This is a genomic window from Streptomyces sp. NPDC058674, from assembly GCF_042716505.1.
Lineage (GTDB): Bacteria > Actinomycetota > Actinomycetes > Streptomycetales > Streptomycetaceae > Streptomyces.
Genome location: NZ_JBHXSC010000056.1, coordinates 12,406 through 37,234 on the forward strand (window position 1 = coordinate 12,406; position 24,829 = coordinate 37,234).

The window sequence follows — 24,829 nt, forward strand, 5'->3', positions numbered from 1 at the left end:
CGAGGTCCACGCCCTCGGGAGGGGACCGGGCCGGGTGGCGCCGCAGCAGCGCCGCCCGGCCCGTCCGCACCCCACCTCTTCCCCCCCCTCTCCACGGGTCCGGCCATGCCCGCCCGTCCACGGGCCGCGCCAGGCCCCCTGCTCCCCGAGGCACCATGAACAAGAAGATCTGGGTCACGGTCGTCGCCGTCGCGGTGACCACCACCCTCGGCGCGATACCGGCCCGGGCCGCCGCGCCGGCGAGCGTCCCCGACGCCGTCAAGGCCGCGGTCCCGGGCGGGGTCGTCGACCCGCCGCTGTACGCGCGGGCCGCCGACACCGGCACCCTGCGCGTCAACGTGCTCACCAAGAGCCGCACCGACCTCCCCGAGGCGGCCGCCGCGGGTGAGACGAAGCAGGACTTCGAGTCGCTGCCGGTGGTCACGCTCAAGGTGGACAAGGCGGGCCTGGACCGGCTCGCCGCCCAGCCGGGCGTGGTCGCCGTCACCGAGGACAAGCCGGAGCCGGCGAGCCTGGACGAGAGCGTCCCGCTCATCGGCGGCGACGCGGCGGCCAAGGCGGGCAAGACCGGCGCGGGCACCGCGATCGCCGTTCTGGACACCGGCGTCGCCACCCAGCACCCCTTCCTCAAGGGCCGGGTCAAGACCGAGGCCTGCTTCTCGCCCATCGATGCGGATCTGGGCGCCACCAGCCTCTGCCCCAACGGCACCGCCGAGCAGGAGGGCCCCGGCTCCGCCGACACCGACTCCGGACCGTGCGCGACCCTGACCGCCTGCGACCACGGCACCCACGTGGCCGGCATCGCCGCGGGCAAGGGCACCGGTGCCACCGGGGCGCCCAAGACGGGTGTCGCCCCCGGCGCCGACATCATCGCGATCCAGGTCTTCTCCCAGTTCAACACGGCCGACTCCTGCGCCGGCGAAGCACCCTGCGTCGCCAGCTTCCCCAGCGCCCAACTGGCAGCCCTGGAAAAGGTGCTGAAGATCAAGCAGGCGGGGACGCCGGTCGTCGCGGCGAACCTGAGCCTGGGCGGCGGCCACTACACGGCCGCCTGTGACGCCGACCCGCGCAAGGCGGCCGTCGACAACCTGCTCGCGGCCGGTGTCGCCACCGTGGTCGCGGCCGGCAACAACGGCTACGCCGACGCGGTGAGCGTCCCCGGCTGCATCTCCTCCGCCGTCACGGTCGGCTCCACCACCGACGACGACGAGCTGTCCACCTTCACCAACCGCGGCCCGCTGCTCGACCTCTTCGCCCCGGGGACGAGCATCGTCTCCTCGGTGCCCGGCGGCACCTACGCCTCCAAGAACGGCACGTCGATGGCGGCCCCGCACGTGGCCGGCGCCTTCGCCGTGCTCAAGCAGGCCTACCCCGCCAAGAGCGTCGCGGACCTCACGGCCCTGCTGAAGAACAGCGGCCGGCCCGTCACCTACACGGGTGCCACCACGCCCCGGATCGACCTCGGCGCGGCGCTCGGCGGCGGCGGCAACACCCCCAAGCCGGTCGGCATGAGCGACTTCAACGGCGACGGCGCCGAGGACATCGCGATCTCCGACACCCAGGCCACCGTCGGCACGAACGCCAACGCCGGACTGATCCGAATCGTGTACGGCGCCGGAAAGGGCACCGCGGAGCTCAGCCAGGACCTGGACTGGGTGCCGGGCGGCTCCGAGAAGGACGACTACTTCGGCGAGACCCTCACCACCGTCGACTGGAACAAGGACGGCTTCACCGACCTGGTCGTCGGCACCCCCGGCGAGGACATCGGCACGGCCGCGAACGCCGGCATGGTCGACATCCTGTACGGCTCCGCGGGCGGCCTGGGCGCGGGCACCCTCAAGGCCACGCACTTCGAGCAGGGCATGGGCACCGGCGCGATCGCCGCGTCCACAGCCGAGGCCGACGACCGGATGGGGCACTCGCTCGCGGCGGCCGTCAACGACGCCGGCCGCCCGTACCTGCTGGCCGGCTCGCCCGGCGAGGCCATCGGCACGCTCACCGGCGCGGGCACCGCCTTCTACATCCACGGCAACACGAGCCTGACGATCAGCCAGGAGAAGCCCGGCGTCCCCGGCGACCCCGAGAAGGACGACAACTTCGGCCTCGCCCTGACCGCGGACGCCAACTACATCGCCATCGCCTCCCCCAACGAGGCGCTCGGCACCAAGACGAAGGCGGGCGGTGTCGTCCTCTTCGACGCCAACGCGTACGACGCCGACGGCCGCCCGGCCCCGCTGGCCGGTCTCGACCAGGACAGCGCCGCGATCTCCGGCGACGCCGAGGCGGGCGACCAGTTCGGCTACGCGGTGGCCATCGCACCGTTCAGGCCCACGGGCTCCCCGGCCCCGACCGAATCGATCCTCGCGATCGGCTCGCCCGGTGAGGGCGTGGTCGTGGGCACCGAGAACCGGCTCAACGCGGGCCGCGTGGTGCTGGTCCGGATCAAGGCCGACGGAAGCTGGAGCTACCTGCGCGAGCTGAAGCAGGGCACCGCGCAGGACGAAGTCTCCGGCACCTCCGAGACCGGTGACCGCATGGGCGAGACGCTCACCGCCGTCAACACCGCCCCGGGCGCGGTGAGCACCGTGGCCTCCATGCGGCTCGCGGTCGGCACCCCCGGCGAGGCGCTCGGAACCGCGGCCAGGGCGGGCGCGGTCCACACGTTCTCCATGGCCGGCTCGGCCGGACCGAACGACCGCTGGATCGAGGCGGGCGACGGCGACGGGATCCCCGGGACGCCCGGCGCCAACCAGCAGCTCGGCAAGAACATCCACCTCACCGCGACCAAGCTGTACGTGGGGATGCCCTTCGGACCGAACGCGGCCGGAGCGCTCTACGCGCTGCCGATGTCCAACGTCACCCAGGGCGGGAAGGTCGCTCCCGTGACCACCTACAAGCCCGGCTCGGGCGGCCTGCCGGCCAACGGCGTGGCCTTCGGGTACTCCGCCCGCTGACACCACCGGCAGGCGGGCGGCCACGGCGACGGCCGGCGCCGCGCCTGACGGACGCGCACACGCACGACCCGCACGGGGGCAGCAGCCGCACGGCCGCTGCCCCCGTCCGCGTCCCGACGCCCGCCGCAGACGGCGAGCGCGCTGCGGGTATGCGACGGGGCGGGTGCGCCGGAGTCCTCCGCAGCGGACCCGCCGACGGGGGCCGCCGGGCCGCCGGCCCGCCGACCCGCCGACGCGGCGGGGCGGGGTGGCGGGGCGGGGCGGGGTGCGGGCGTCCGGCGGGGCGGCGGACTCCGTGACCGGGATGACCACGCCGTTGCTCCACGCGCAGGACGCGACGGCCCGTCGCCGCCCCGGTCGCCGCGACGACGGGGCGCGTGCAGCAGCGTGGGCGCATGGCTTGCGGAACCCGCCCCCTCGCCGTGGTGGCCTGCCTCTTCACCGCGGTGCAGTTCGCGCTCGTGGTCCCCGGGTCGGGGATCGGCTGGGACGAGGCGGTCTACGTCAGCCAGGTCAGCCCGTACGTGCCGGCCGCCTTCTTCAGCGCCCCGCGCGCCCGCGGCATCACCTTCCTCGCCGCCCCCGCAGCCGCCCTCAGCCAGGACCCGACCGCCCTGCGGATCTGGTTCGCCCTGCTCTCCGGGGCTGCGCTCTTCGGGTCCTTCCGGCTCTGGCTGGCGATCCTGCGGCCCGCGGTCGTGGTCTCGGCGGCCGGGCTGTTCGCGAGCCTGTGGATCACCCTGCTCTACGGTTCCCAGGCCATGCCGAACCTGTGGGTGGCCTACGGGGCCCTCGCGGCGGTCGCATGCCTCCTGCTGCCCGCCTCGCGCGGCACGCACGCGGGCCTCGCCGCCGCCATGGCCGTGGTGGCGCTCATGCGCCCCTCCGACGCGCTCTGGCTGGCCCTGCCCCTCGCCGCGGCCGCCCTCGCCTCCCGCGCACCGGGCCGGCTGGTCGCCCTCACCGGGGGCGTCGCGCTGGGCGCACTGCCCTGGGTGGTGGAGGCACACCTGCGCTACGGCGGGCTCACGGCCCGGCTGCACCGGGCCGGGGAGATCCAGGGCGGATTCGCCGGGCAGTTCGCCTTCGGCGCCCAGCTGCGCGCGCTGTCCGGCCGCACGCTGTGCCGCCCGTGCAGCGACGTGCCGTTGAACCACCCCGAGCTCGCCCTGTGGTGGCTCGGGCTGCCGGTCGCCGTGGCCGCCGGGATCGCCGTCGCCCGCGGCCGGCGCCGGCCGCTGGTCCTGGCCACCGCGGCCGCCGCGTCCGTATCCGTGCCGTACCTGTTCCTCATCGGCTACGCGGCGCCCCGGTTCCTGCTGCCCGCGTACGCCCTGCTCGCCCTGCCCGCGGCGCAGGCCCTCGTGCACGCCGCCCGGACCTGGCGCAGGCCTGCCCTGGCCGCCCTCGCCGTCGCGCTGGCCGGGCACCTCGCCGTCCAGTACGCGGTCCTCGACCGGGCGGCGGACCGCTACCGGCTCACGCGCACGGCGTACGCGCGCACCGCCCAGGAGCTGCACGGCCACGGCGTCCGTCCGCCCTGCACGGTCAGCGGCCACGAGGCGGTCCGCGTGGCCTACGCGCTGGGCTGCTCCTCGCGGCAGGTCGGCGGCCACGACGGGAGCATCGGCGCCGGCACACTCCAGGCGATGGCCTGCCTCCGGCCGGTGGTCCTGCTGACGTCCGACGGCGCACCGCCTCCCGCCTACGCCCGAACGTGGCGCCCCCACGGCCTGAGCCCCCTCCCGGGACTCCGCTCCCTGCACGCCTACCTGCCCCCCGGCTGCGCCGACCGGGCTGCCACGCCCCGGGCGGCGAGCACCGGGTAGAAGCCGCCTTCCGGGCCGTCGCCTGCGAAGTCGACGCACCGACCGTGTGAGAGGGAACGAGCGCCCGCAGAAGGGGAGCGGCAGCACCGGGCGCGGGGCGAGCGCCGTGTTCCACGCTCGCCCCGCGCCCAGGCCGGCCGGCCCCGCTACACCCAGGCGATGCGCTCCACCGTGTCGTTGTACCCCGCCGGCTCCTCCAGCTTCTCGCCGGCCTTCAGGATGCGCTCACCCTTGCCGATCAGCTTCGCGTCGCTGTCCGTGAGGTTCACCCACGACGAGACGTTCTTGGACATGCTGCCGCCGCCGGGAAGCGGCAGCCGGCCGAGGTCCACGTTGTAGCCGGCCCCGATCCCGTACCCCGGGCCCTGGCAGCTGTAGTCCCGGTACAGAGCCAGGGTCTTGGGCGGGCACGGCGCGCCCTCGGGGAGGATCTGGACCACGCCGGGCGGAAGTTGAGTGCTCATGGCTCGCTCCGTTCTTCGGCCCCCGCCGGCGTTTCCGGCAGGGCTTGTGCCTCCAACGTTCCACACGGGGGCGGCGCGGACGGGCTCCACTCGGGGCTTGATCGTTCCTGCAATGGACATGACCACCCGCATAGCCGATTTGTGCGCCCGGCCGCGTCGCCGGGCACCCGGCCGCGCCCGGTCTGCGCCCCGCCCTGCCGCCGGTCCTCGCCGGTGTGCCCTGTTCCCGCTGCCGGGCTACCTCACCGGCAGGAGCGGCAGGGTGCTGGGCCGGCCCGTCGGCGGCAGGGGCGAGAGGGCGGACGTCGGAAGGGTCAGCGGCGGGAGCGACGCCCCGGGCCGGACGTCGCGCGTGCCGGGCGGCGGGGACGACGGCGGCGCGTCGGGGCGGGGCGGGGAGAGGGCGGTGTGGACGAGGACGCTCCCCGCCAAGACCAGGACCATCCCGATCAGCGCGGTCCTGACTTTGAACCGCAGAAAGGCCTGGGTGAGCCGGGGCGGTTCCATCGACACGGTGGCGCCGGCCCGTGCGGGGGGCGCCCCACCGCCAGGGCGCGCGGCATCCTGCAAGGCCTCCGCCAGCTCGGGCAGCTCCCGCAGAAGGCCCGCGGCGGGAGGGGGAGCGCTCACGGTGGTTCGGCGGGCGCTGCCCGGGTCGCCGTCGGGGCACAGGGCCGCCAACCGGACCGCCAGCGGCGGATGACTGCCGAGCCCGTCCCCGGGGACGACGGTGCGTGCCGCGCCCTCCCCGAACTCGGCCGAGGGCACGCCCGTCGGATCGGCGAGCCGGTCCGCGAAGTCCCGGAACACCCCGGCCGGAAGCACCAGCCGGGGCAGCGACCCGCCTGCGCCCTTCCCGGCCGGTGGCGCCGGCCCGTGCGGCCGGGCCCGGTTCCCGGCGAACTCGTCCCACAGCGGTGCCAGGGCGTGCACGGTCCGCAAGGCCCGGGCGACCACGCGTGCCCCGGCGATCCGGGCCGCCGCGGCGTCCGCTTCGAGCTCCTGACTGCGCCGTACGGCCAGAGTCCGGCGCAGGTAGGCACCGTTGTACGCCTTGGTGAGCGCCAGGAGCAGCCGGACCGGCGGTTTGAAGCTGGTCTGGTCGGCCGCCAGAAGCTCCAGGTGACGGACCGTGCGTTCCAGCGCGACGCTGCCGCGGTGGCCGACGGCGGCCAGCCGGGTGTGCCGGCCCGCGTAGTGCCCCAGTTCGTGGCACAGGACGGCGCGCAGCTCGTCCCCGGTGACCCCGAGGAGCAGGGGCAGGCCCAGGTCCAGGGTGCGGGCGCCCCCGACCAGGCCCAGGAGCCTGCTGCGTTCGCCGGCGCAGGCGTTGGCGGTGTCGGACAGGCGCATCGTCGCGGGCGGGGCGGTTCCCAGCTCGCCGGCGAGCTCCAGGGTCAAAGCCCACAGTTCGGGCTGCTGTTGCGGGGTCAGTACGATCCTGGGGCCCTCGGCCGCGTCTTCGGACGTCCCGGTGAGCAGCCCGTAGGCAAGGGTGGAGACGGGGAGCACGGTGAGGGAGCCCAACACGGCCAGCTGCCAGGTCTGCGTGGTCAGGACGGCGACGACCAGCAGGAGTTGGGCGGCCAGGACGGCGACGGCGAGCAGGTGGACTCCGGCCAGCATGGCGCAGCCGATCAGTGCCCGCGACGCGGTCGCCGTCGGCTTCACCCCCCTCACGTGCGCCTCGCGGCCCGGCGCCGCCGGCCGGCAAGGTCTGCCCGCGCCCGCCGCGGTGCCCGTTCGTCCTCCTCGAAGGCCGAGCAGAGCCAGGACTCGGTGGAGCTCAGGGCCGCGGCGAGCCGGTCACCGGGCACGGGGCCGCCGGTGCCCACCAGCGGCACCTCGCCCAGGGGATCGGTGCCCGGGTCCAGGCCGAGCATGCGCCGCAGGTTGTCGCGCCCCTTGCGGAGGTTCCCCCGTGCCGTGGACGCCGCGATGCCCAGGTCACCGGCGATCTCCTGGTGGGTCATGGCGTAGAGGCTGTACATGACCAGCACCATCCGCTGGCGCGGCGGCAGGGCGGCCATCGCGGTCAGCACCCGCCGGGCCTGCACCGTCTCCTCCGGCAGCGCCTGGCGGGGCACCGCCACCTCCAGCGCCGCCCGCTTGGCCCTGATGCGCAGACGCAGCGCCCGCCACAGTTTCCTGCGCATCACCAGACTCACCCATGCGCTCGGCTGCTCGTAGCCGCCGACCCGGTCCCAGTTCTCCAGCGCCGCGAGGAAGGCGTCCTGGACGGCGTCCTCCGCATCCTGACGGCTGCCGCACAGCATCACCGCCCGGGCCAGCAGCGCCGGACGATGAGCTGCGAAGAACGCGTCGAAGTCGACGGGGGCGCGCCCCTTCCCCGCCGCCTCGCCGCCACCGCGCGCTGCGGGCTCCTGCGCACCGGCCCGGACACCGCCCGCCCCGCCGCTCATCGTGCCTCCCCTTCCCGGCCGCTCGACGCGGCCAGGCCATCGCCCCGCACGATCAGGACGCCCCCGTCCGCGCGGCGCTCCTCCACCTGGACACGGCGACCCGCCAGGCGCAGCGCGGCGAGCACCACCCGGCCCCGTTCACGTTCACGGGCCGCCTCCCGCCGCCAGGCCACCACACGCAGGACGATCCTGACCGTAGCGGCCAGCACCGCGATCACCACCGGTTCCCACATACCCGACCACATCCCCTGCCGACCACGTAGCGTCGGCAGATGCCCTGCCGACTCGACACCGCTGGACACCCGTGGCGGGGCGCCGCGTTTACCCGTAGGCCGCAATCGCCTTCAGACGGTCGGGTACGGGCGTACGGACACGTCCTCGCCGGCCCCCCGCGTCGTACACGGTGCTCTTCACGGACGGGCCGCCGGTTCAGCCGCAGCCGGGGCGCCCCGCACACGCCCGCCCGTAGACGCCGAGGTCGCCGTAGGCCGACAGGACGCCGGCCAGGTCGCCTGGCCTGTGCCGCAGGGTGCTGTCCAGGAAGGCGAGAGTGGTCGCGGCGACGACCCGCGGGCTCTCGGCGCGGCCCAGGGAGCCGACCAGCGAGGGCACAGGCGGCAGGTACAGGGGGCCGTCGACGAAGGTGAGGTGTGCGGCGCCGGGGACAGTGAGCCGGTAGCTCGTCGCAGTGTTGAGTTCGAGGACCTCGGTGAGGCGGGGTAGGTAGCGCGGGTCGGTTCCGGGGGTGACGGCCTGGGTGAGCGCGAGCGTCGGCTGGTGCAGGGAGGGGGAGGCGGGGCCGTGGGGATAGCCGTCCAGATCGATGACGGCGTCGAACCGGTGGTCCTGGCGGGCTGCCTGCAGAGCGGCGGCACCCCCCATGGAATGACCGGTGACCGCGACCCGACCGGTGTCCAGGCGCCCGGTCAACGGGCCCGTCACCTCGCCTCGGTCCAGATCGTCCAGCCGGGTGAGGACGAAGCGCAGGTCGGCGGCCCGAACAGCCGTCCAGCCGACCGCCGGCTCCTCGTCCTCGTCCCGGTCTCCGGTGGAGGCGGTCTCGGCATGCACCGTCCGGCCGTCGTCGAGGACGACGGCGGCGGAGTCGTACGGGTGGTCGAGGGCGGCGACCACATAGCCGTGGCTGGCCAGTTCCTCCGCCCAGGCGGTGTTCTGGGTACGCACTCCGCCCGACCCGGGAGAGAACAGCACGACCGGGAACCGTCCGCCCCCGCCGGCCACCGGGGCGTCGAAGACCGAACGGGTGCGGGCCCGCGGGACGCCGTCGACCAGGAAGCCGGGCAAGCCGACCCCGCGGGCGAGGGCGCCGGACACGGTCCGCGCCTCCTGCTCCGTGCGTCCGAGGTACTGGGCCCGCTGCGCGCCTGCGGCGCTCTTCTGCGCGGGATACCAGAGCTGCACCACGACCGTGCGCCGGTCGTCCGGATCGGCGGTGAAGCTCTCGGGGCGGCGCGCGTCGGTCCACTGCACCACGCGGGTGCCGACCGCGAAACGGCCCGACGGCTCGGGGAACACGGGTACCGGAAAACCCCAGGCGGCCACCGGACCCGCGGCGATCAGGCCCGCGCAGGCCACCGACCCCGGCAACGCCCGCCACCATCGGGCCCGCCGCGCCGGCCGGCCGGCCCGGCGCCGCAGCAGGGGGGAGAGGGCGAACGGCAACGCGACGCCGCCGCCTGCCAGCACCGGCAGCATCTGCCAGCGGACCCCCACCCCACCCAGCACGGCCGCGGACAGCGCGAGAGCCGCCCCCGCCGCGATCGTGACGGGCGGGCGAGCAGCGGCGGGAAGCCAGCGCGCCACCACCAGCGCGACGGCGCCCAGCACGGCAACGAACTCCAGGGGGGACATGTACAGCCCCGCGATGATCTCGGTCACCCGGCCATCCTCGGAGCGGGGCCCGCGAACCACATCGATCCCCGGTCGCCCCCGCATGCGACCGCAGTCGCAGTCCACGGCGCGGCCCCTGCGACCACAGTCGCATCCGAGCACCCCGCCTGCCGGGTCCGGGCCGGGCGTTTGCCCCCGCATCAGGGAAAACCGGGTGCGGCCGCTCTCGCCGCCCTGGGATCATCCCGGGATGGTCCACCGACTCGAACCCCTGCTCCTCAGGCACACCCACCGCATCCCCTGCCCCACCGGGCCCGCCGGCCAAGGCGCTGTCGCGGCGCAGCAGTTCGACGCCGCGCTGATGTCCGTGGGCTTCAAGCTGTCGGCCGAGCTGCTCGCGCACCTGTCGGGGCTCCGCGAGGACGCGGTCATCGAGACCGCCGTACGGACGCTGGGCACCGTCCGGGAGATGGTCGGCGACCACGTCCGGCACAACGTCTACTTCATCGACTTCCCCGCCAACGTCCCGGACACCCTCGACTTCTGGACGCGGTGCATCGCCGACGCGCTCGCCGACGACACCACGCGCGAAAGCACGATGGAGCAGCTGAGCACCGGGGTGGTGAACCTGCTCACCCTCCCGTCGTACGGAAACCCCCGCCACACCTACGCCCAGATGCTCGCCCACCACGACGAGCTGATCGCAGCGGCGGGGGACCGGATGACGGTCCTGCACCCGGGCGGCGCCCTCGACGGCGAACTCACCGCCCTCTACCTGGCGTTGGCCGCCGCCACCACCCCGCTCGGCGAGGACGGGCTGCGCGACCTGCGGGACCTCGCCGGCCACTGCGCCGACGGACCGCAGCCCGAGGAGATACCCGTACGGGAGAACCGGGCCGTGGTCAACCAGGCCCGGCTGACGGCCGGTGCGGGCCTGCTGCTGGACACGGTCACCGACGTGCTCCGCCTGGCCTGCGCACTCGCGGGCGGCGACGTGACCCTGCAGGAGCCGACCCGGCTGCGCACCCTGCCCCGACCCGTGCGCCGGGCGCTCCTCGCGGGCCTGGACACGGTCGTCGCCGCGGCGCCCGCCAAGCTCGCCGACGTGCACGCCCACCGCGAGAGGTGGAAGCGGCTCGGCGAGCGGCTGCACCCGCACGAGTACCCCCAGTGGCCGCACGCGGCCGACGTGTTCGCCGTCGCCCGCGGCGAGAAGACGGCGCCCTCCCTGGACCGCCGGGTCGAGGAGCTACACGCCCGGGGCGACACCACCGCCGCGGTCGAACTGCTGAAGACCGCGCCCGGCAGGCTCTTCCGCTCCCTGGACCGGCTGCTGCGCGACTCCTCCACGCAAGACGAGCGCGACGTCGTCGTGGCCGCCGCCGAGCAGGTCGTCCCCGACGTCTCCGGCCGGGTCGTGCTGTCGGTGCGCCAGCACCTGCACAACCGCGAGCAGGAGACCGGCGAGCAGCGCGTGTTCGTCAACCGCCTCGGCCGGGCCTGGGTCACCGACGACACCCGCCGGCCGGTGTTCGCACCCGAGCGCAAGCGACTGATCGCCGTGCTCGACGCGGAGCTGCGCCGCCGGCTGCCCGCCGCGGACCACCTCCTGATCGACCCGGACGTCCTGGACGTGGCACTGCCGCTCAGCGGCAAGGCCACCGCCTCCGGGCTCGGTGTGCTGCCGCGCGGCTCGGTGTCGCGCGTCGACGGAGAACTCCTGCGCTTCTTCGTGTACTGGCAGCAGAGCGAGCACTCCACCGACTACGACCTGTCGGCGGCGCTCCTGAACGCCGACTACTCGACCGCCTCCTGGCTGTCGTACACCAACCTGCGCGGTGTCGGGGGCGAGCACTCCGGCGACATCACGGACGCCCCCGACGGGGCGTCGGAATTCATCAACCTGCGTCTGGGCGCCGTGCGGGCCGCCTGCATCGTGCCGCAGATCAACATCTTTTCCGGAGAGGGCTTCGAGGAGGCCGAGGAGTCGTTCTTCGGGTTCATGCTGCGCGAGGGCGAGCAGAAGGGGCGCCCGTTCGAGCCGCGCACGGTACGCATGAAGTCGGAGCTGCGCGGTCCGGGCCGGGTCGCCCTGCCGCTGGTCTTCCTGCGCGGGGCCGACGGCCGGTGGCGGGCCAAGTGGCTGCACCTCTACCTGAAGGGGGCTCCGTCCTCGAACACCGTCGAGGGCAACCGGGCGACGGTCGCGACCCTGCTGCGCGCCGTCGTCGAGCGCGAGCAGCTCACGGTGCGCCACCTCACCGACCTGATGACCGGCAGCGCGACGACGGTCACTGCGTGGGACGGCAAGACGGTTCCGGCCGGGCCCGTCACCTACATCGGCCTGGAGCGGCCCGCCGGGCTGCACCCGCAGTCGCGGATCGTCACCCTGGAAAACCTGCGTGACCTGATCCCCGCCTGACTGTTAACGTGGCCGTGGCGAGGCCATGAAGGGGCTTCCTTCTCCTCACTCCTTGAAACTAGTCCCTTCGCTTTCCTCGCCCCCGACGTGAGGCCTCCGGCCGCCCCGCCTCCACGCGGGACGGCCGGAGGCCTTCCGCGCGACAGGCGCCCCCTTCCCGGCCCCGGGCCGGCAGCGCAACCATGGCCCGCCTGCGCCCCCACGGCGCCGAACTCGTCGGCGGGACCGCCCGGTTCGACTTCCCTTGCCGCTGCCGCACCAGAGCCCCGGAAGCCCCCTTTTCGTCCCCTTGACGATATGAACACCTCTCGTTATCGTCGCATTGACGAAATGAAGGGGGTTCGCCATGGCCGACATCACCCGGCGCCTCGGCTGGCGCCATCTGCGCTCCGCACCCACCGTCCACATCCGCCACCACAAGCGCGGCCGGCTCGTCCACGACGGGCGCGGGCTCAGCTTCTGGTACCGGTCGCTGTCGGCGGCGCTCTCCGAAGTACCGGTCGACGACCGGGAGCTGGCCATGGCGTTCCACGCCCGTACGTCCGACTTCCAAGACGTCGCCGTACAGGCCACCGTCACCTACCGGATCAGCGACCCGGCCCAGGCCGCGGACCGGATCGACTTCTCCGTGGACCCGGACACCGGAAGCTGGCGCGGCGCACCCCTGGAGCAGATCGCCACGCTCCTCACCGAGACCGCGCAGCAGCACACGCTGGACGTACTGGCCCGCACTCCGCTGGCCGCCGCCCTGGTGGACGGCGTCGCCTCCGTGCGGGAGCGGGTCGCCGCCGGCCTCGCCGCCGAGACCAGGCTCCCGGCCACCGGCATCGACGTGGTGGCCGTGCGGGTCGTGGCGATCCGCCCCGAGGTCGAGGTGGAGCGCGCCCTGCGCACCCCGGCCCGCGAGCAGATCCAGCAGGAGGCGGACCGGGCCACCTACGAACGGCGGGCCGTCGCCGTCGAGCGTGAGCGTGCCATCGCCGAGAACGAGCTGGCCAGTCAGATCGAACTGGCCCGGCGCGAAGAGCAGTTGATCGACCAGCGCGGCATCAACGCCCGCCGCGAGGCCGAGGAGACGGCGGCGGCGGACGGCGTACGGACCGAGACCGAGGCGACCCGCAAGGTCCGCCTGGCCCGCGCGGACGCCGAGGCGGCGCGCGAGACGGGCGCGGCGCGCGCCGAGGCCCAGGCAGCCTGGCTGCGCGTGCACGACGAAGCCGGCCCGGGCACGCTGCACGCCCTGGCGGCGACCCGGCTGGCGGAGAACCTGCCGCGCATCGAGAGCATCACGCTCTCTCCTGACATCCTCACCGGGCTCCTCACCAGGCTCGGACGTCCCGAAGGCGGCGCGGGCGCGTGAGCCTGGCCCCGCGGGCGGTGATCGTGCACCGCAGGACCGAGTACGAGGAGCTGCTCGCCCGGCACGGGACGCACGGGCAGGCCGCGTTCTTCCTCTCCAGCCGGGGCAGGTCGATCGACGAGGTCGTCCGCCGCCACGACCGCACGCGGCGGGCGCTGCGGGAGGTGGCGGCGGCGGTGCCGCTCACCTGGCGCAGCTCCCGGGTGGAACGGGCGGACCTGGACCGCTTCCTGTTCGCCCCCGAGGACGTGGTGGTCGTGGTCGGCCAGGACGGCCTGGTCGCCAACACCGCGAAGTATCTGCGCGGACAGCCGGTGGTGGGCATCGACACCGACCCGGGGCGCAACCCGGGGGTCCTGGTCCGCCACCGCTGCGCCGACGCAGCCGCCCTGCTGCGTGCGGCGACCGCCGCCGGGGGCCGGGCCGAGGAACTGACCATGGTCGAGGCCGTCGCCGACGACACCCAGCGCCTGCTCGCACTGAACGAGATCTACCTGGGCTCGCCCGGCCACCAGACAGCCCGCTACCGCCTGGGCTCCGCCGGCCGCAAGGAGCCGGGCGAAGGCGAGGCCCAGGCATCCTCCGGGGTGCTGGTGGGCACCGGCACGGGCGCCACCGGCTGGCTGCGTTCCCTGTGGCTGGAGCGCGGCGGCACGGCGGCGCTGCCTGCCCCCTGCGACCGTCGGCTCCTGTGGTTCGTGCGCGAGGCCTGGCCCTCCCCGACGACCGGCACGACGAAGGTCGCCGGTGAGCTCAGGCAGGGCCAGGGGCTGCAGCTCACCGTCGAATCCGACCGGATGGTGGTCTTCGGCGACGGCATGGAGAACGACGCCCTGGAGCTGACCTGGGGCCAGAGCGTACGACTGGGCATCGCGGGAACGTCACTGCACCTGGTGACGTGACCGCCGGCTCCGCCAGCCCGCCGCGGCGAAGGCGGCGCGGACGAAGGCAGGCTCGGCCTCGCCACGGAGCGGGACGAGCCGGCCGCACTGCTGCTGAGCGTCGCGCTGATCGGCGCCCCGGCGCTGCGCGCCCATCGTCTGCTTGTCCACGTCCATCCGCGGGTACGCGACGCCCATGGCCCTGACGCTGCTACGTCCCGAGTACGACGCGGGGAAGCCGGGCGGGCACAACGGCACCTTCCCCGGCTACAACCCGGCGTTCGCCACAGCTGCCCGGGCGCTGGAGTCGTTCTGGTCCGACAGCTGGCCGGAGCGCCCGACGAGGTGGTCAAGGAAGACTCCCGGCGGCGGACCGGCCACGGGGCTGACGAAACGGAAAGCGGATGTCGGTTGACCTCATCGGGTTCCTTGCTGTGGTGCTGGTGGCGTACGTCGTGCCGGGGCCGGACTTCCTCGTGGTGCTCCGCTCGGCGACCGAACACCCGTCGAAGGGCCGGGCCGCGGCGCTGGGAGCCCAGGCCGGGCTGTGCGTGCACATGCTCGCCGCCGCCACCGGGCTGTCGCTGATCGCCGCCCGCTCTCCCACGGTGTACGACGCGATCAAGCTGCTCGGCGCGGCCTACCTCGTCTACCTCGGGGTACGGACCGTGCTGGCAGCCCGGCGCGTCGCCCGTGAGCGGTCCGCCGGGCGTGCGGTGCCCACCGGCCCGGACGACGACCCGGCGCCGGAGGACCCCGCGGAGACCGGCCCGGGCAGGTGGCGGTCCGGCTTCACGCAGGGCCTCCTCACCAATGTGCTCAACCCCAAAGCGGCGCTGTTCTTCCTCAGCATCCTGCCGCAGTTCGTCAACGGCGGCGGATCGATGACCCGGCAGATCTTCTTCCTCGGCACCTTGGACGTCCTGATCGGCATCGCCTACTGGTTCGCCCTGGTCGCCGTCGCCACGCGCCTACGGGTGCTCCTGGCACGGCCGAAGTTCCGTCGCCGCTGGGAGCTGACGACCGGATGGCTGTTCATCGGCATCGGCATCGGTGTCGCCGCAATCGCCTGACGCCCCCGGCGGATCGCGCCAGCACCAACCACCCGGGCTCAGGGCGGATCGGAGTGCGCACCCGCCGATCGCCCTCCACCTGGCCTGCGGGGCATCCGTCGGTGCCCTTCGCGGGCGACCCACCGGGCGAGGGCGAAGCGAACCCGACGGCGACGACGTTGCCCCAGAGTCGCCGGGCACAGCCCTGCCCCCCGGCACCCTCGCCGAGCCCCGTAAGCTCTGACCAGCAGAAACCGTCTGGACTCCGGGCACGGGGCCGACATACCTTCTCCAGGGCCCCCCGCCCGCCCGGTGGGGCCGTCCGTCGTATGTCATACGTTCCCGTGGGGGGTCCACCGTCATGTCCTTCAGCGCGCCCGGCTCGCCGCCGCCTCCGCAGCCCTATCCGCAGCCCGTCCCGGCGCCGGGCCGGATTCCCCCACAGGACCCCTACCCCGGGCCCTACCCCGGCGGGCCCTTCCCCGCGGCTCTGCCGGCGCCCCAGGGCGTGCTGCGTTCCCCGAAGGGCCTCGCGACGGCCCTGACCTGGCTGCTCGGCGCCGCGGCCGCGGTGCACCTCTTCTCCGCCGGTGCCGGCGCGTACGAGCAGTCGTGGCTGCAGGGGTTCGCGGGCGACACCCACTTCGACGACCTCGAACTCGGCCTGTCTCCCGTGCTCACCATCCTCGCCGGAGTGCTCCAACTCCTCACGGTGCTGCCCACGGTCGTCGTCTTCATCATCTGGTTCCACCGCGTGCGGAGCAACGGCGGCATCTTCCGCCCCGATGCCTTCACCCTGGGCCGCGGCTGGGCCATCGGCGCCTGGTTCGTCCCCGGGGCGAACCTCTTCCTGCCCTACCGGATCGCCCGGCAGACCTGGCGGGCCAGCACCCAGCGCGGCCCTGACGGCTCCGACCGCACGGCGCCCGCCGCACTGCTGACGTCCTGGTGGGTGGTCTGGGTCCTCGCGGCGATCGTGGGCCGTGTCTTCAGCCGGATCTACATGGCGGCCGACACCGTGGACGAGCTGCTCGCCGCGGGCCTGCTCGGGATCGCCGCGGACCTGGGCACCACGATCGCCGGCGTGCTCGCCGTCCTCTTCGTCCGCAGGCTGACGGCGATGCAGGACACGATGGCGGCCCAGGGCCCGTACGCGCCGGTCTGACGCGGTGGGCGCCCGTCACATCGGGACGGCCACGGCGGCGCCGACCGCGAACTCGCACCACAGCACGTGCCGCCGCGCGGTCGGCGACACCGCCAGGCGATGTCAAGGACCGGTTGTTCGACTGATGCACGTATCCGTGGAAGGAAGGACCGAGATGCCCACGACACCGCCGGTGCCGATCGCATTCCGACTGCCGGAGGACCGGCGCGTCGCAGCCCCTCCGGACGGGGGCGCCTCGGACGGGCCGTTCGCCGCAGTGCATCCGCAGCCGGACGCCGGGACGGGGGTCTGACGATGGGTCGCCTCTGGGACAAGTGGACCGGCACCAAGTACCCCGACAGCACTGTCCGACCCCTTCCCGCCATGGAGCTCCGGGAAGCGCTGCTCGCGCTCAACGGCCGAAACGTACCGTTCAGCGTGCGCCATGCCCTCCCCAAGGAGAAAGCCGACCTGGTGGCGGAGTGCAAGATCCCGGAGGTGAAGCTGACGCTCAAGACCCGCATGCGCCTGGTGCCGGCGAAGCGCGAGGTGCTCGTGCTGGAGGAGCGGTGGGAGCCGTCGCACGAATCCGGCCGGCAGTACGGCCGCGGGGGCTTCACGGTGTACCGGCAGTGGGAGTTCCGGCGTGGTGCCGACGGCCGCCGCCACAAGGTCGAGACCTTGCGCTTCGACACGCGGGACGTGAGAGACCCCCTGTGCACCACGGTCCTCGACGCGGGGTGGACCTGGCGCGGAGTGCTGTTCCGGTACTGACCGATCCGATCCGATCCGATCCGATCCGATCCGGTACGTGCGCCTGCGCCTGGACGCGGCCGTCGACGATGTGCCCCGGTTCGGCGAAGGTCCGGCCGCAGCCGCGGGACGACCGGTGTGGAGAGGTTGCCGGGGTCCTGGTGCGCGGGGTGGCGGTCGGGCAGGCTAGTTTGCTCGGGTGAGTCTCCTTGATGATGTGGCCGAGCGCGATGGCTGGCGCTGCTGGGTATGTGACGAACCGGTCGACCCCGACGAGTCGGTGAACGACCCGCGGGGGCCCAGTGTCGACAGCCGGACCACCGACCGGAAGGCCAAGGTCGCCGAGCGGCTCGCGCACCGCGGGTGCAACACCCGCAAGGGCGCGGTCAAGGTGGTCATCGCCTGGCCGGAGCGCCTGTACGTAGTCGAACCCGCGCCGCTGATCACCGTTGCCGAGAGGCTGGAGCGCAAGGGCGGCCGCGAGATGGTGGGCCGTTGTCCGACCAGGAAGGACGCCCAAGAGGCGGCGGACTGGCTGGTGGACCGCTTCTCCCGACTGGTGCCAGGGCTGCCGGTGACCGCCGACATCCAGGCCGGCGGCGGCCAGTTCCTCGTCATCCTGTCCACCAGCCGCCGCTGACCGCACCCGCGCACACTCGCGTCGAGGTGGTGGCCGTCTGGCGCCGTCCAACCGGCAAAGGCCGGCCGACCAGGATGCGAAGGCACGGCGCCTCCCGCATCCCGCGCCGGCCCGGGGGAGGGCTGCACCGGAGGGCTAGGGCGGCCGAACCGTTGCCTGAACGGTTGCCTGTCGAGCCGAGGGCAGGACGTGTGCGGTCCGGTCGGTGCCGTGGTGACCCCTACGACACCTTCGACCGTATCCCGGGGGCCCTGGCCCACCCGGGCGGGGCGGCCGAGGCCGTCGCGGAACATCAGCGGCGGAAGCCGGGCACCGCCGCACAGGCCGTCGGCGCCCGCTCGGCCCGCTCGGCTCCGCCCGGTTCAGGCCTGGGTCGGGTCCCCGGGGATCGGGTGCACCTCGACCGGGTCGTTGCCGGGCTTCCCGCCCGGCCCCGGGCACGCCGATGCCCGTGCGGCGATCTCCAGGGCCCGGTCCTCGCTCTTGACGTCGACCACCCAGTACCCGGCCAGGACGGGACCCGCATGGGCCGGCCCGTCGGTCACCTGAGGCCGCCCGTCACTTCCGGCCCGCACCGTCTTGACCAGGGAGGGGCCGCCGAGGCCCTGCCCCTCCACCCACTCCCCGGCAGCGGTGAGGTCTTCGTTGAGGGCGTTCATGTGGGCGAACATGGCATCCATGTCTTCCTTGGAGTACCCCGACATGACGGCGTCCCACTGATCGGCAGGCACGTTCATCTGGATCATGTACTTCATTTTCCTCACCCTTCCAGGGCGGCTGATGGGCCTCTCGGGCGTACACAGAGGTAGACAGCCGGACGCCGCAGAACTCATCGGCGTCCCGGCACCACATCGCCGCGGACCGGCATGTACTGCTGGGCCCGGACCCAGGCCGAGGCGGCGCAGACCGCTGCGATGGCCTGCCGACCGGCTGATGACGACCACCACCGACACCGTACGGCGCGCCACCCCGAAGCGCCTCACCGGCCGGGAAGCGGAACCCGGCGAGGATGCCGAGGGGAGGGCGCGGGGCCGGCGGGTCGGACAGGTAGGCCTGGAGCAGGCGGACTACGCCCTGACCGCCCTGAAGGGACCGTCGCCGCGGCCCCCATCTCCCGGGCCCTCGTCCGCCGGCGGCCGCACCAGCGGCCCGCGGGGCGGGCACGGGGCCCGGGGCCCGACCTGCGAGAGCTGAGAAGGAAGGGGGACGCGGATGGGATGACGGGCAGGCAGCGCCGGACCGGTGGCAGCGTGCCGGCGGGGGCCGGGCCGGCCCGCGACCGGCGGGCGGGCGCAGTGGCCCGGACATGAGACCGCGGGCCTGGTCCTGACCCGGCGGGCCGATGACGGCTGCCGAGGTTCAGTCGCCCCCGCAGCCCGACCCGCAGCCCGACCCGCAACCGGACCCGCAGCCACCACCGTTGTGCCGGTTGCCGGAGTCGCTTCCGCGCCCGCGGGCCGGCGAGCCGCGCGGCGGGTTCCTGCGGCGCTCCTCCGCCTCGCGCTGCGCCTCCCGGTAGCGCTCCGCCCTCTCCCGGTGCTCACGGAGCCGCTCACGCTGCCGGGCAGGGCCGTCCGCCGGTTCCCACGGGCCCAGCCCGTGGCGGCGGTCCGGGCGGAGCGGGGCCGTGGTCACGGTCGCGTACATCCGCCCCATCTCCTGGTGGCGGTGGTATTCGGCACAGGCGTATTCGAGGACGACTTCGTCGCCCTCCGCGAGGGTGCCGTACAGGACCGCTTCGAAGGGCTCGCGCTTCGGGTCGATGTCGTGGTGCCCGTTCCCCACTCCGTACGCCGAGCCGCTGCCCAGAAGCCGCGTCCTGGCGCGGGTGTCGCCTGTGCGGGGAACGTACGCGACCAGGGGCGCTGCCGAGCGGGTGCGGGCGTCCGCGCACACCCAGTGACGCCCGTCCGCCCCGGCGCGCACACCCACGATCAGGGCCGGCTGCGGCTCCCCGTGCAGCCGCCGGGCCGCCCGGTAGGCGAACTGGCCCCGGCCGTAGCAGGCCGTGCCGGCCACAAGGAGCACCAGAGCGATGCCCTGCTGCCCGACGGCGTCGTAGGCGACGCCGGACGCGGCCGGTTCCCCGAACAGGCCGTCGGTGAGGATGGCCGCGGCGACCAGGCAGAGCGCCAGCCCGAGGTAGACCTGCCGGTGTCCGCGCTGGCCGTCCGATTCCGGGGTGCCTTCGGGCAGCGGGAAGCGCCGCCCTCCCGCAGCGGCGAGGGCCAGGGCCCGCTGCCGGCGTCGGGCCCGCAGCCGCAGACAGCCGCCTGTGAACGCGAGGGCGCAGGCGGCGAGGACGACCAGCCACCCGGCCCTCCCCGGATGGTCCACGTCGCCCGGCCGGGTCAGAGTCACAACTGCTTCCACAGCGACGAACACAGCCGCCGGTACGGCCGCGACCGGAACGTACCGATACCACAGCGGCAGGGCGGTCAGCAGGACCAGACCCGGATACCTCAGCCAGTCCGTCCCGCCCCCGGGCCCGCTGTGCCAGGCCGCGGACGCGGACGAGAGCCCGAACAGCAGGACGTACGCCGCCGCCACCAGGACGGCCAGGACCCAGCCACCCACGGCCGGGGCGAGAACGGTCGGGACCGCCGCCTTCCGCCACCGTTCGGCGTCGGCCACGGCCCAGGTGGCGACGCCGCCTCCGGACACGGACCGGGAGGCGACACCGTCCCGGGTCACGGCCCAGGTGCCGACACCGTCTTCGGGCAGCGTCCCGGTCGGCAGGTACTTGATGTGATACACCGTCACCGAACCACCGCCACGCGCCCCCGTGTGCCCATCCCGCACACCCCTACGCTCGCTCCCCCATGCATTCCCCCAGTCTGCCCGCCACGACCCGCCGCCCCACCTCAAGAGCCGCCGGCTGGGCAAGCCTGAGCAACTGGGCAAGTCCAAGGGGACCCTGGGCAAGCCGCCCCCCGAACGGCGGCTTGCCCACTCCACCTCTGTGCGCTGAGGTGGTGGCGTCGGGGCCGCCCGCCGGCCCTTGTCGGCCAGTGGGGGGGGGCATCTGCCGCTTCGCCATGACGGCCTGCTCCGATGCGGGTGCGATTCACTGCCGCTCGGGGCCTGTACTCGTGGCTAGGCTCGGGGCGTGGGACAGCCTGAGCAGCGCGCCGAAGGCGCAGGACCGTTCACCACCCGTCTCCGCTGGCACCGCCCCGAAGGGGGAACGGTGGTGTGGGAGTCCCGGCCCGCGCGCAGGCGCGGGGTGCTCGCGGTCCACGGCCCCGGGAACACGGTCACCGTGTCCGCGAGTGCCGACGCCGAAGCCCTCGGCCGCCTCCGGCGGCTGAACGCCGTCGCCTCGGGCGCGTTCGTCATCGGAGGGGTACTTTTCGCACTCGGCGCCGCAGTGGCCCAGTTCGGGTCCAGCGACGCGGTCGTGAGCGCCTCGATCTACTGTGCCGGGGGCCTGTTCTTCAACCTCGGGGGCTACACCTCCCTTTTGCAGGTACTGAACGCGCCCCGCCACCCCCAAGGGGCCGGCCGACTGGTCACGGCGGACTGGCGATGGTGGGGGTACGAGCCGATGCGCCTGGACTGGCTGAGCACGTTCGTGCTGTTCGCCGGGACGCTCGTCTTCGCCGTCAATCTGTTGGACTCATTCCTCCAGGGCCTCACGGCACAGCAGGTCAACCGGCTCGTCTGGGCTCCTGACGTCGTCGGATGCGTACTCTTCCTGGTTTCCGGACATCTCGCGTTCGCCGAGGTATGCCACCGCTCCAGGCCCTGCTTCCGCTCACGCAGTCTGGGCTGGTGGATCGTCGCCGTGAACCAGTTGGGATCGGTGCTCTTCATGGTGTCGGCCCTGGCCGCATTCACCCGGCCGGCCACCGGAAGCCTGGTCAACTCCGACATCGCCAACTGGGGCACACTGTTCGGCGCCCTGCTCTTCTCGTTCGGCGGTGCACTCCAGGCTTTCGAACGACCCTAGGCGGGTACCGCGGCGCGGGGGATGACCGTGTACCGGCTGCCCGTGCACGGGTGCCGGGGCAGAGCCGAATCCGGCAGTCCTCCGGCACGGCCCTGGTGCAGTCCGAGTCCACTGCCGAGGGGGTGACCGTCCCCCTCTCCAGCCGGATCAGCCGCAGACAGCACGGCAAGGCGGCACGGACCCTCGCGGACTGCGACCGCCTCGCCGCCCACTGGGGCATGCCCGTCCTCGACCTCCTCGCAAGCCCCACCCACGCCCTGACCCGTCTGCCCGCCAACAGGGTCGCCACCGGCGGGAACCGTCAGAAGAGTGACCAGGAGGCCGCAACGTGGATGCCGGCTCCGCCGGTGCACTGCCGGTACATCGAGGAGTGGCGCTGTGGCTGCTGGGTGAGCCCTGTACAGCGGGCGCGCTGCTCCAGTAGGGCGCTGCGGGTGACGGCCCTGCGATCCGCGCGTTGGACAGGCCCGCGCGGGCCGCCACCCACCGGTGGCGGCCCGCGCTGGCCTCTGTGCAGGAACCACTGGACTAGGCCCTGTCGTCACAGTCCCGCCTGGCCCGCGGCGCCACTTTGACGACAGGACCTAGCGGCGTGCGTCCACCACGGCGAGGAGCTTGCCGCTGGTTGGGCTGCGATCCAGCGCTGCGCCGTCGACCGCCTCGACCACCAGGTCCAGCAGCCCCTCCGTCACCGCCGAGCGGAGCTCCGGGTAGCCGGCCAGGAAGACCTCCCGCAACCACTCCGGATCCGTCGCTCCAGCCCGTTCCACCCGTACGGTCAGCCGCTCGCGCGCGTCCGTGCCGTCGAGCCGCACCTGCAACTCGCCCCGGTGGCCACCGCGTTCCCCTGCCAAGTCCAAGAAGCGCCGGTGGTTGAGGAAGTACGTCGCCACCCGCATCACGTCACCGCTGCGCCCCCTGAGCTCGAAGCGGGGCGAGTGCCGGCCACACGGGCAGCGTCCCGGAACCTGCCGGCCGAGGTCGCCTATCACGTACCGGCCCAGGTGCTGGCCGCGCCGGGCATGCGTGGTGAACACCAGCCGACCCGTCTCGCCTGGCACCACCGGCCGGTCCTCGGCCAGGTCCAGGATCTCCATCGTGTGGAGGTCGGCGTGCAGGTGGTGGACGCCGCCGGAGCTCTCGGTGCACTGGTACCCCAGCGGGCCCAGGTCGGTGCTGCCGTAGGTGATCGAGCGGACGACCTCGATGCCGAAGTCGTCCTTCAGGGTCCGCTGCTGCTCCTCGGTGAAGTGCTCGCCGCCGTAGAAGACCTTCCGCAGGCCTCCGTACGCCCGAAGCGCGTCCGCCTCCGCGTGCAGCAGCTGCCACAGGTAGGAGGGCATGCCGAAGAGGGTGTCTGCCCGGTGGTCGATCAGCGCCTGCGCCGTGGCGCGGTGGTCCGGGCCCGCGGACAGCGGCAACTGCACACCGCCGAGCCGCTCCAGCACGGAGAAGAAGCTGATGAAGCTGCCGTACATGGCGCCACAGTAGAAGAGGTTGGCGGTGCGGTCCCCGACCGGGTCGTAGCCGGCTGCCAGCAGGCCGCGAGCGGCGGCGTGCATCTGCGTGTCGTAGTCGTCGTAACTGAAGACCGACAGCGCAGGTGCGCCGGTGCTGCCGCCGCTGCGGAAGTACAGCTCGGCATCGGCCCGTGCCAGCTGCCGGCCCGGCTCCTGCACGTCCTCCTTGCCCAGCAGCGGCCCCGCGGGCTGCGGCAGAACCACGGGCCTGGCCAGGTCGTCCAGGCAGGCGGTGGTGGCGAAGCGGGCCGGGTCGGCCTGGACCGCGACGCGGCGGCTGTAGCGCTGCAGGGCGTAGACACCGTCGTGCGGCTCTCCCGCGTAGCTCTCCAGCATGGCCCCGACCGGCGTGACGCGGGTGACGCCCGCGGCCAGGACGGTGCGGGACAGCTCGGCGATGTCGGTCCGGCCGCCCGCGAGACCCGCAGTCTGCAGATAGCGGCGCATCGGACGCAGGGTGGCGATCAGCCGCTTGCGGGGCAGCGGCTTGACCCACACGCTGCGGTGCAGCGGGGAGGCGGCCAGCGGCGACCGGGTGTCGGCCATGACCCGCCAGGAACCGTCGGGCGCGGCGAACACCCGCGTCAGGCCCAGGTGTTCCTCCAGCCGGGCGACCAGCTCGGTCGTGGTGAGCTCGGCGGCTTCGGCGTCCTCGACGGGATCCGGCTCACCCCCCGAAGCGGCGGCCGCGGCCGGCGGCCGTGCCGCGAGGACCGCGGCGAACCGCTCCGCGAAGGCGAACACCTCGTCCTCGTCCTCGGTGTCGAGGTAGACCACCTGAGGGCTGGAACACGCCTGCTGCTCGTGCAGGCACACATCGCCCGCCAGGGCGTCGAGCGTATCGGCATCCGACCAGGCGTCGCCCGTCAGGTACGCGAAGGAGATCCGGTGCCCCCATTCCACCAGCCGGCAGCCGGCCGGCACATGGGCCGCCACCCCCTCGACGGCGCCTTCCCCGCCCCATACGGCGACGGCGTCCGCGGGCGCGCACATCAGGCCCAGCCACTCCTGCCGGGAGGACGGGAAGCGCAGGACGACGATCCGCGCGGCCAGCGCGCCGCTGGGGTCCAGGGCCGTGAGCTCGGCCATCAGGTGCTGGGTCAGGAGCGTGTCGGTGCTGCTGGTCTTGAGGACGTTGACGTTGCCGGCGAGCAAACCCTCGACGATGCTCAGCGGCGCGACCGTCGCGGCATTGCCCGGCGCGATGTGGGCGACCAGGCCGACCGGCGCCCACGCCTCGTAGACCGTCTCGCGCGGATCGGCCCGGTTCAGCCGGCCGGGCGTCGCACTGCCCAGTTCCCGGCGCAGCTTTCGGGTCAGCTCCCGCCGGCCGAGGAGGCCGCCGAGCTCGACCAGGACGGCCGGGTCCTCCCCTTCGGGCAGGTGCGGAGCGAGCCTGGCGTGCACCGGGTGGCCGGGGTCGCGCAGGGCCGTGGCGAGGGCGTCGCAAGCAGCCAGGACGGTCTCCGTCTCCAGCCCCGAGGCCAGCGCGTCCTCGACGGCGGCCGGCAGGCCGGCGAGGCGGCGCCCGGCCTCCTCGTCGCCCACGAACTCACCCTGCCAATAGTGGTGGTGCACAGTCAT

The 24,829-nt window shown here is 73.9% G+C and carries 20 protein-coding genes; 11 read left to right on the forward strand and 9 right to left on the reverse strand.

The features are described from left to right. Positions 1-155 precede the first annotated feature (155 nt). A complete protein-coding gene (locus ACFWU6_RS24960; RefSeq protein ID WP_383983133.1) occupies positions 156-2,954 on the forward strand; it encodes a S8 family serine peptidase in 2,799 nt (932 codons plus the stop codon). A 395-nt stretch (positions 2,955-3,349) separates the two neighbouring features. Beyond that, entirely contained in the window at positions 3,350-4,783 is a 1,434-nt protein-coding gene (locus tag ACFWU6_RS24965) for a hypothetical protein (protein WP_383983134.1), read from the forward strand. Between the two features lie 146 nt (positions 4,784-4,929). Here ACFWU6_RS24965 and ACFWU6_RS24970 read toward each other — a convergent pair whose 3' ends face one another. From ACFWU6_RS24970 to ACFWU6_RS24990, 5 genes are all read right to left on the reverse strand, one after another. Then, complete coding sequence (locus ACFWU6_RS24970) at positions 4,930-5,247, reverse strand: hypothetical protein (RefSeq protein ID WP_383805847.1); 318 nt, start codon at positions 5,245-5,247, stop codon at positions 4,930-4,932. Between the two features lie 237 nt (positions 5,248-5,484). Further along, positions 5,485-6,918, reverse strand: coding sequence for a M48 family metalloprotease (locus tag ACFWU6_RS24975; RefSeq protein WP_383983136.1), 1,434 nt, complete (start codon positions 6,916-6,918; stop codon positions 5,485-5,487). 5 nt (positions 6,919-6,923) lie between these two features. Continuing rightward, a complete protein-coding gene (locus tag ACFWU6_RS24980; protein WP_383983138.1) occupies positions 6,924-7,670 on the reverse strand; it encodes an RNA polymerase sigma factor in 747 nt (248 codons plus the stop codon). Continuing rightward, positions 7,667-7,903, reverse strand: coding sequence for a hypothetical protein (locus tag ACFWU6_RS24985; protein ID WP_383983140.1), 237 nt, complete (start codon positions 7,901-7,903; stop codon positions 7,667-7,669). Before ACFWU6_RS24985 ends, ACFWU6_RS24980 begins: the two co-directional genes overlap by 4 nt. A gap of 196 nt (positions 7,904-8,099) precedes the next feature. Then, the gene (locus ACFWU6_RS24990) at positions 8,100-9,542 is read right to left on the reverse strand and encodes an alpha/beta hydrolase family protein (protein WP_383983164.1); all 1,443 of its coding nucleotides are present in this window, start codon (positions 9,540-9,542) and stop codon (positions 8,100-8,102) included. 229 nt (positions 9,543-9,771) lie between these two features. On the opposite strand from ACFWU6_RS24990, the gene ACFWU6_RS24995 reads away from it, so the two are divergent. From ACFWU6_RS24995 to ACFWU6_RS25005, 3 genes are all read left to right on the forward strand, one after another. Beyond that, on the forward strand, positions 9,772-11,943 hold the full coding sequence (locus tag ACFWU6_RS24995) for a hypothetical protein (protein ID WP_383983142.1): 2,172 nt from the start codon (positions 9,772-9,774) through the stop codon (positions 11,941-11,943). A gap of 346 nt (positions 11,944-12,289) precedes the next feature. After that, positions 12,290-13,303: an SPFH domain-containing protein gene (locus tag ACFWU6_RS25000; RefSeq protein WP_383805838.1), complete on the forward strand. Its 1,014-nt coding sequence runs from the start codon at positions 12,290-12,292 to the stop codon at positions 13,301-13,303. Beyond that, the gene (locus ACFWU6_RS25005) at positions 13,300-14,205 is read left to right on the forward strand and encodes a hypothetical protein (RefSeq protein ID WP_383983144.1); all 906 of its coding nucleotides are present in this window, start codon (positions 13,300-13,302) and stop codon (positions 14,203-14,205) included. The genes ACFWU6_RS25000 and ACFWU6_RS25005 overlap by 4 nt, the downstream gene beginning before the upstream one ends. Here ACFWU6_RS25005 and ACFWU6_RS25010 read toward each other — a convergent pair. Further along, positions 14,185-14,382, reverse strand: a complete 198-nt coding sequence (locus ACFWU6_RS25010; protein ID WP_383983146.1) for a hypothetical protein — start codon at positions 14,380-14,382, stop codon at positions 14,185-14,187. The genes ACFWU6_RS25005 and ACFWU6_RS25010 overlap by 21 nt on opposite strands. Here ACFWU6_RS25010 and ACFWU6_RS25015 point away from each other — a divergent pair. The 5 genes from ACFWU6_RS25015 to ACFWU6_RS25035 all read left to right on the forward strand — a co-directional run bounded on the left by ACFWU6_RS25015 (position 14,381) and on the right by ACFWU6_RS25035 (position 17,773). Continuing rightward, positions 14,381-14,599, forward strand: coding sequence for a hypothetical protein (locus tag ACFWU6_RS25015; protein ID WP_383983147.1), 219 nt, complete (start codon positions 14,381-14,383; stop codon positions 14,597-14,599). The two genes, ACFWU6_RS25010 and ACFWU6_RS25015, sit on opposite strands and share 2 nt — an antisense overlap. Further along, positions 14,589-15,257 carry a LysE family translocator gene (locus ACFWU6_RS25020; RefSeq protein WP_383983149.1) on the forward strand — a complete coding sequence of 223 codons (669 nt, stop codon included), beginning with the start codon at positions 14,589-14,591 and terminating at the stop codon, positions 15,255-15,257. The genes ACFWU6_RS25015 and ACFWU6_RS25020 overlap by 11 nt, the downstream gene beginning before the upstream one ends. A 340-nt stretch (positions 15,258-15,597) precedes the next feature. Next, on the forward strand, positions 15,598-16,401 hold the full coding sequence (locus ACFWU6_RS25025) for a DUF4328 domain-containing protein (protein WP_383983151.1): 804 nt from the start codon (positions 15,598-15,600) through the stop codon (positions 16,399-16,401). A 294-nt stretch (positions 16,402-16,695) separates the two neighbouring features. Next, complete coding sequence (locus tag ACFWU6_RS25030) at positions 16,696-17,154, forward strand: hypothetical protein (protein WP_383805829.1); 459 nt, start codon at positions 16,696-16,698, stop codon at positions 17,152-17,154. 178 nt (positions 17,155-17,332) lie between these two features. Continuing rightward, positions 17,333-17,773 (forward strand): hypothetical protein, encoded by a 441-nt coding sequence (locus tag ACFWU6_RS25035; RefSeq protein ID WP_383805827.1) that lies wholly within the window; start codon positions 17,333-17,335, stop codon positions 17,771-17,773. Between the two features lie 362 nt (positions 17,774-18,135). On the opposite strand, the gene ACFWU6_RS25040 is transcribed toward ACFWU6_RS25035, so the two are convergent. Next, positions 18,136-18,528 (reverse strand): YciI family protein, encoded by a 393-nt coding sequence (locus ACFWU6_RS25040; RefSeq protein ID WP_383983153.1) that lies wholly within the window; start codon positions 18,526-18,528, stop codon positions 18,136-18,138. A gap of 604 nt (positions 18,529-19,132) precedes the next feature. Continuing rightward, the gene (locus tag ACFWU6_RS25045; protein WP_383805823.1) at positions 19,133-20,536 is read right to left on the reverse strand and encodes a hypothetical protein; all 1,404 of its coding nucleotides are present in this window, start codon (positions 20,534-20,536) and stop codon (positions 19,133-19,135) included. Between the two features lie 346 nt (positions 20,537-20,882). Here ACFWU6_RS25045 and ACFWU6_RS25050 point away from each other — a divergent pair, with 346 nt between their 5' ends. Then, positions 20,883-21,725: a hypothetical protein gene (locus ACFWU6_RS25050; RefSeq protein ID WP_383983155.1), complete on the forward strand. Its 843-nt coding sequence runs from the start codon at positions 20,883-20,885 to the stop codon at positions 21,723-21,725. Positions 21,726-22,309: 584 nt separating this feature from the next. Here ACFWU6_RS25050 and ACFWU6_RS25055 read toward each other — a convergent pair. After that, positions 22,310-24,829 carry an acyl-CoA reductase gene (locus ACFWU6_RS25055; RefSeq protein WP_383983166.1) on the reverse strand — a complete coding sequence of 840 codons (2,520 nt, stop codon included), beginning with the start codon at positions 24,827-24,829 and terminating at the stop codon, positions 22,310-22,312.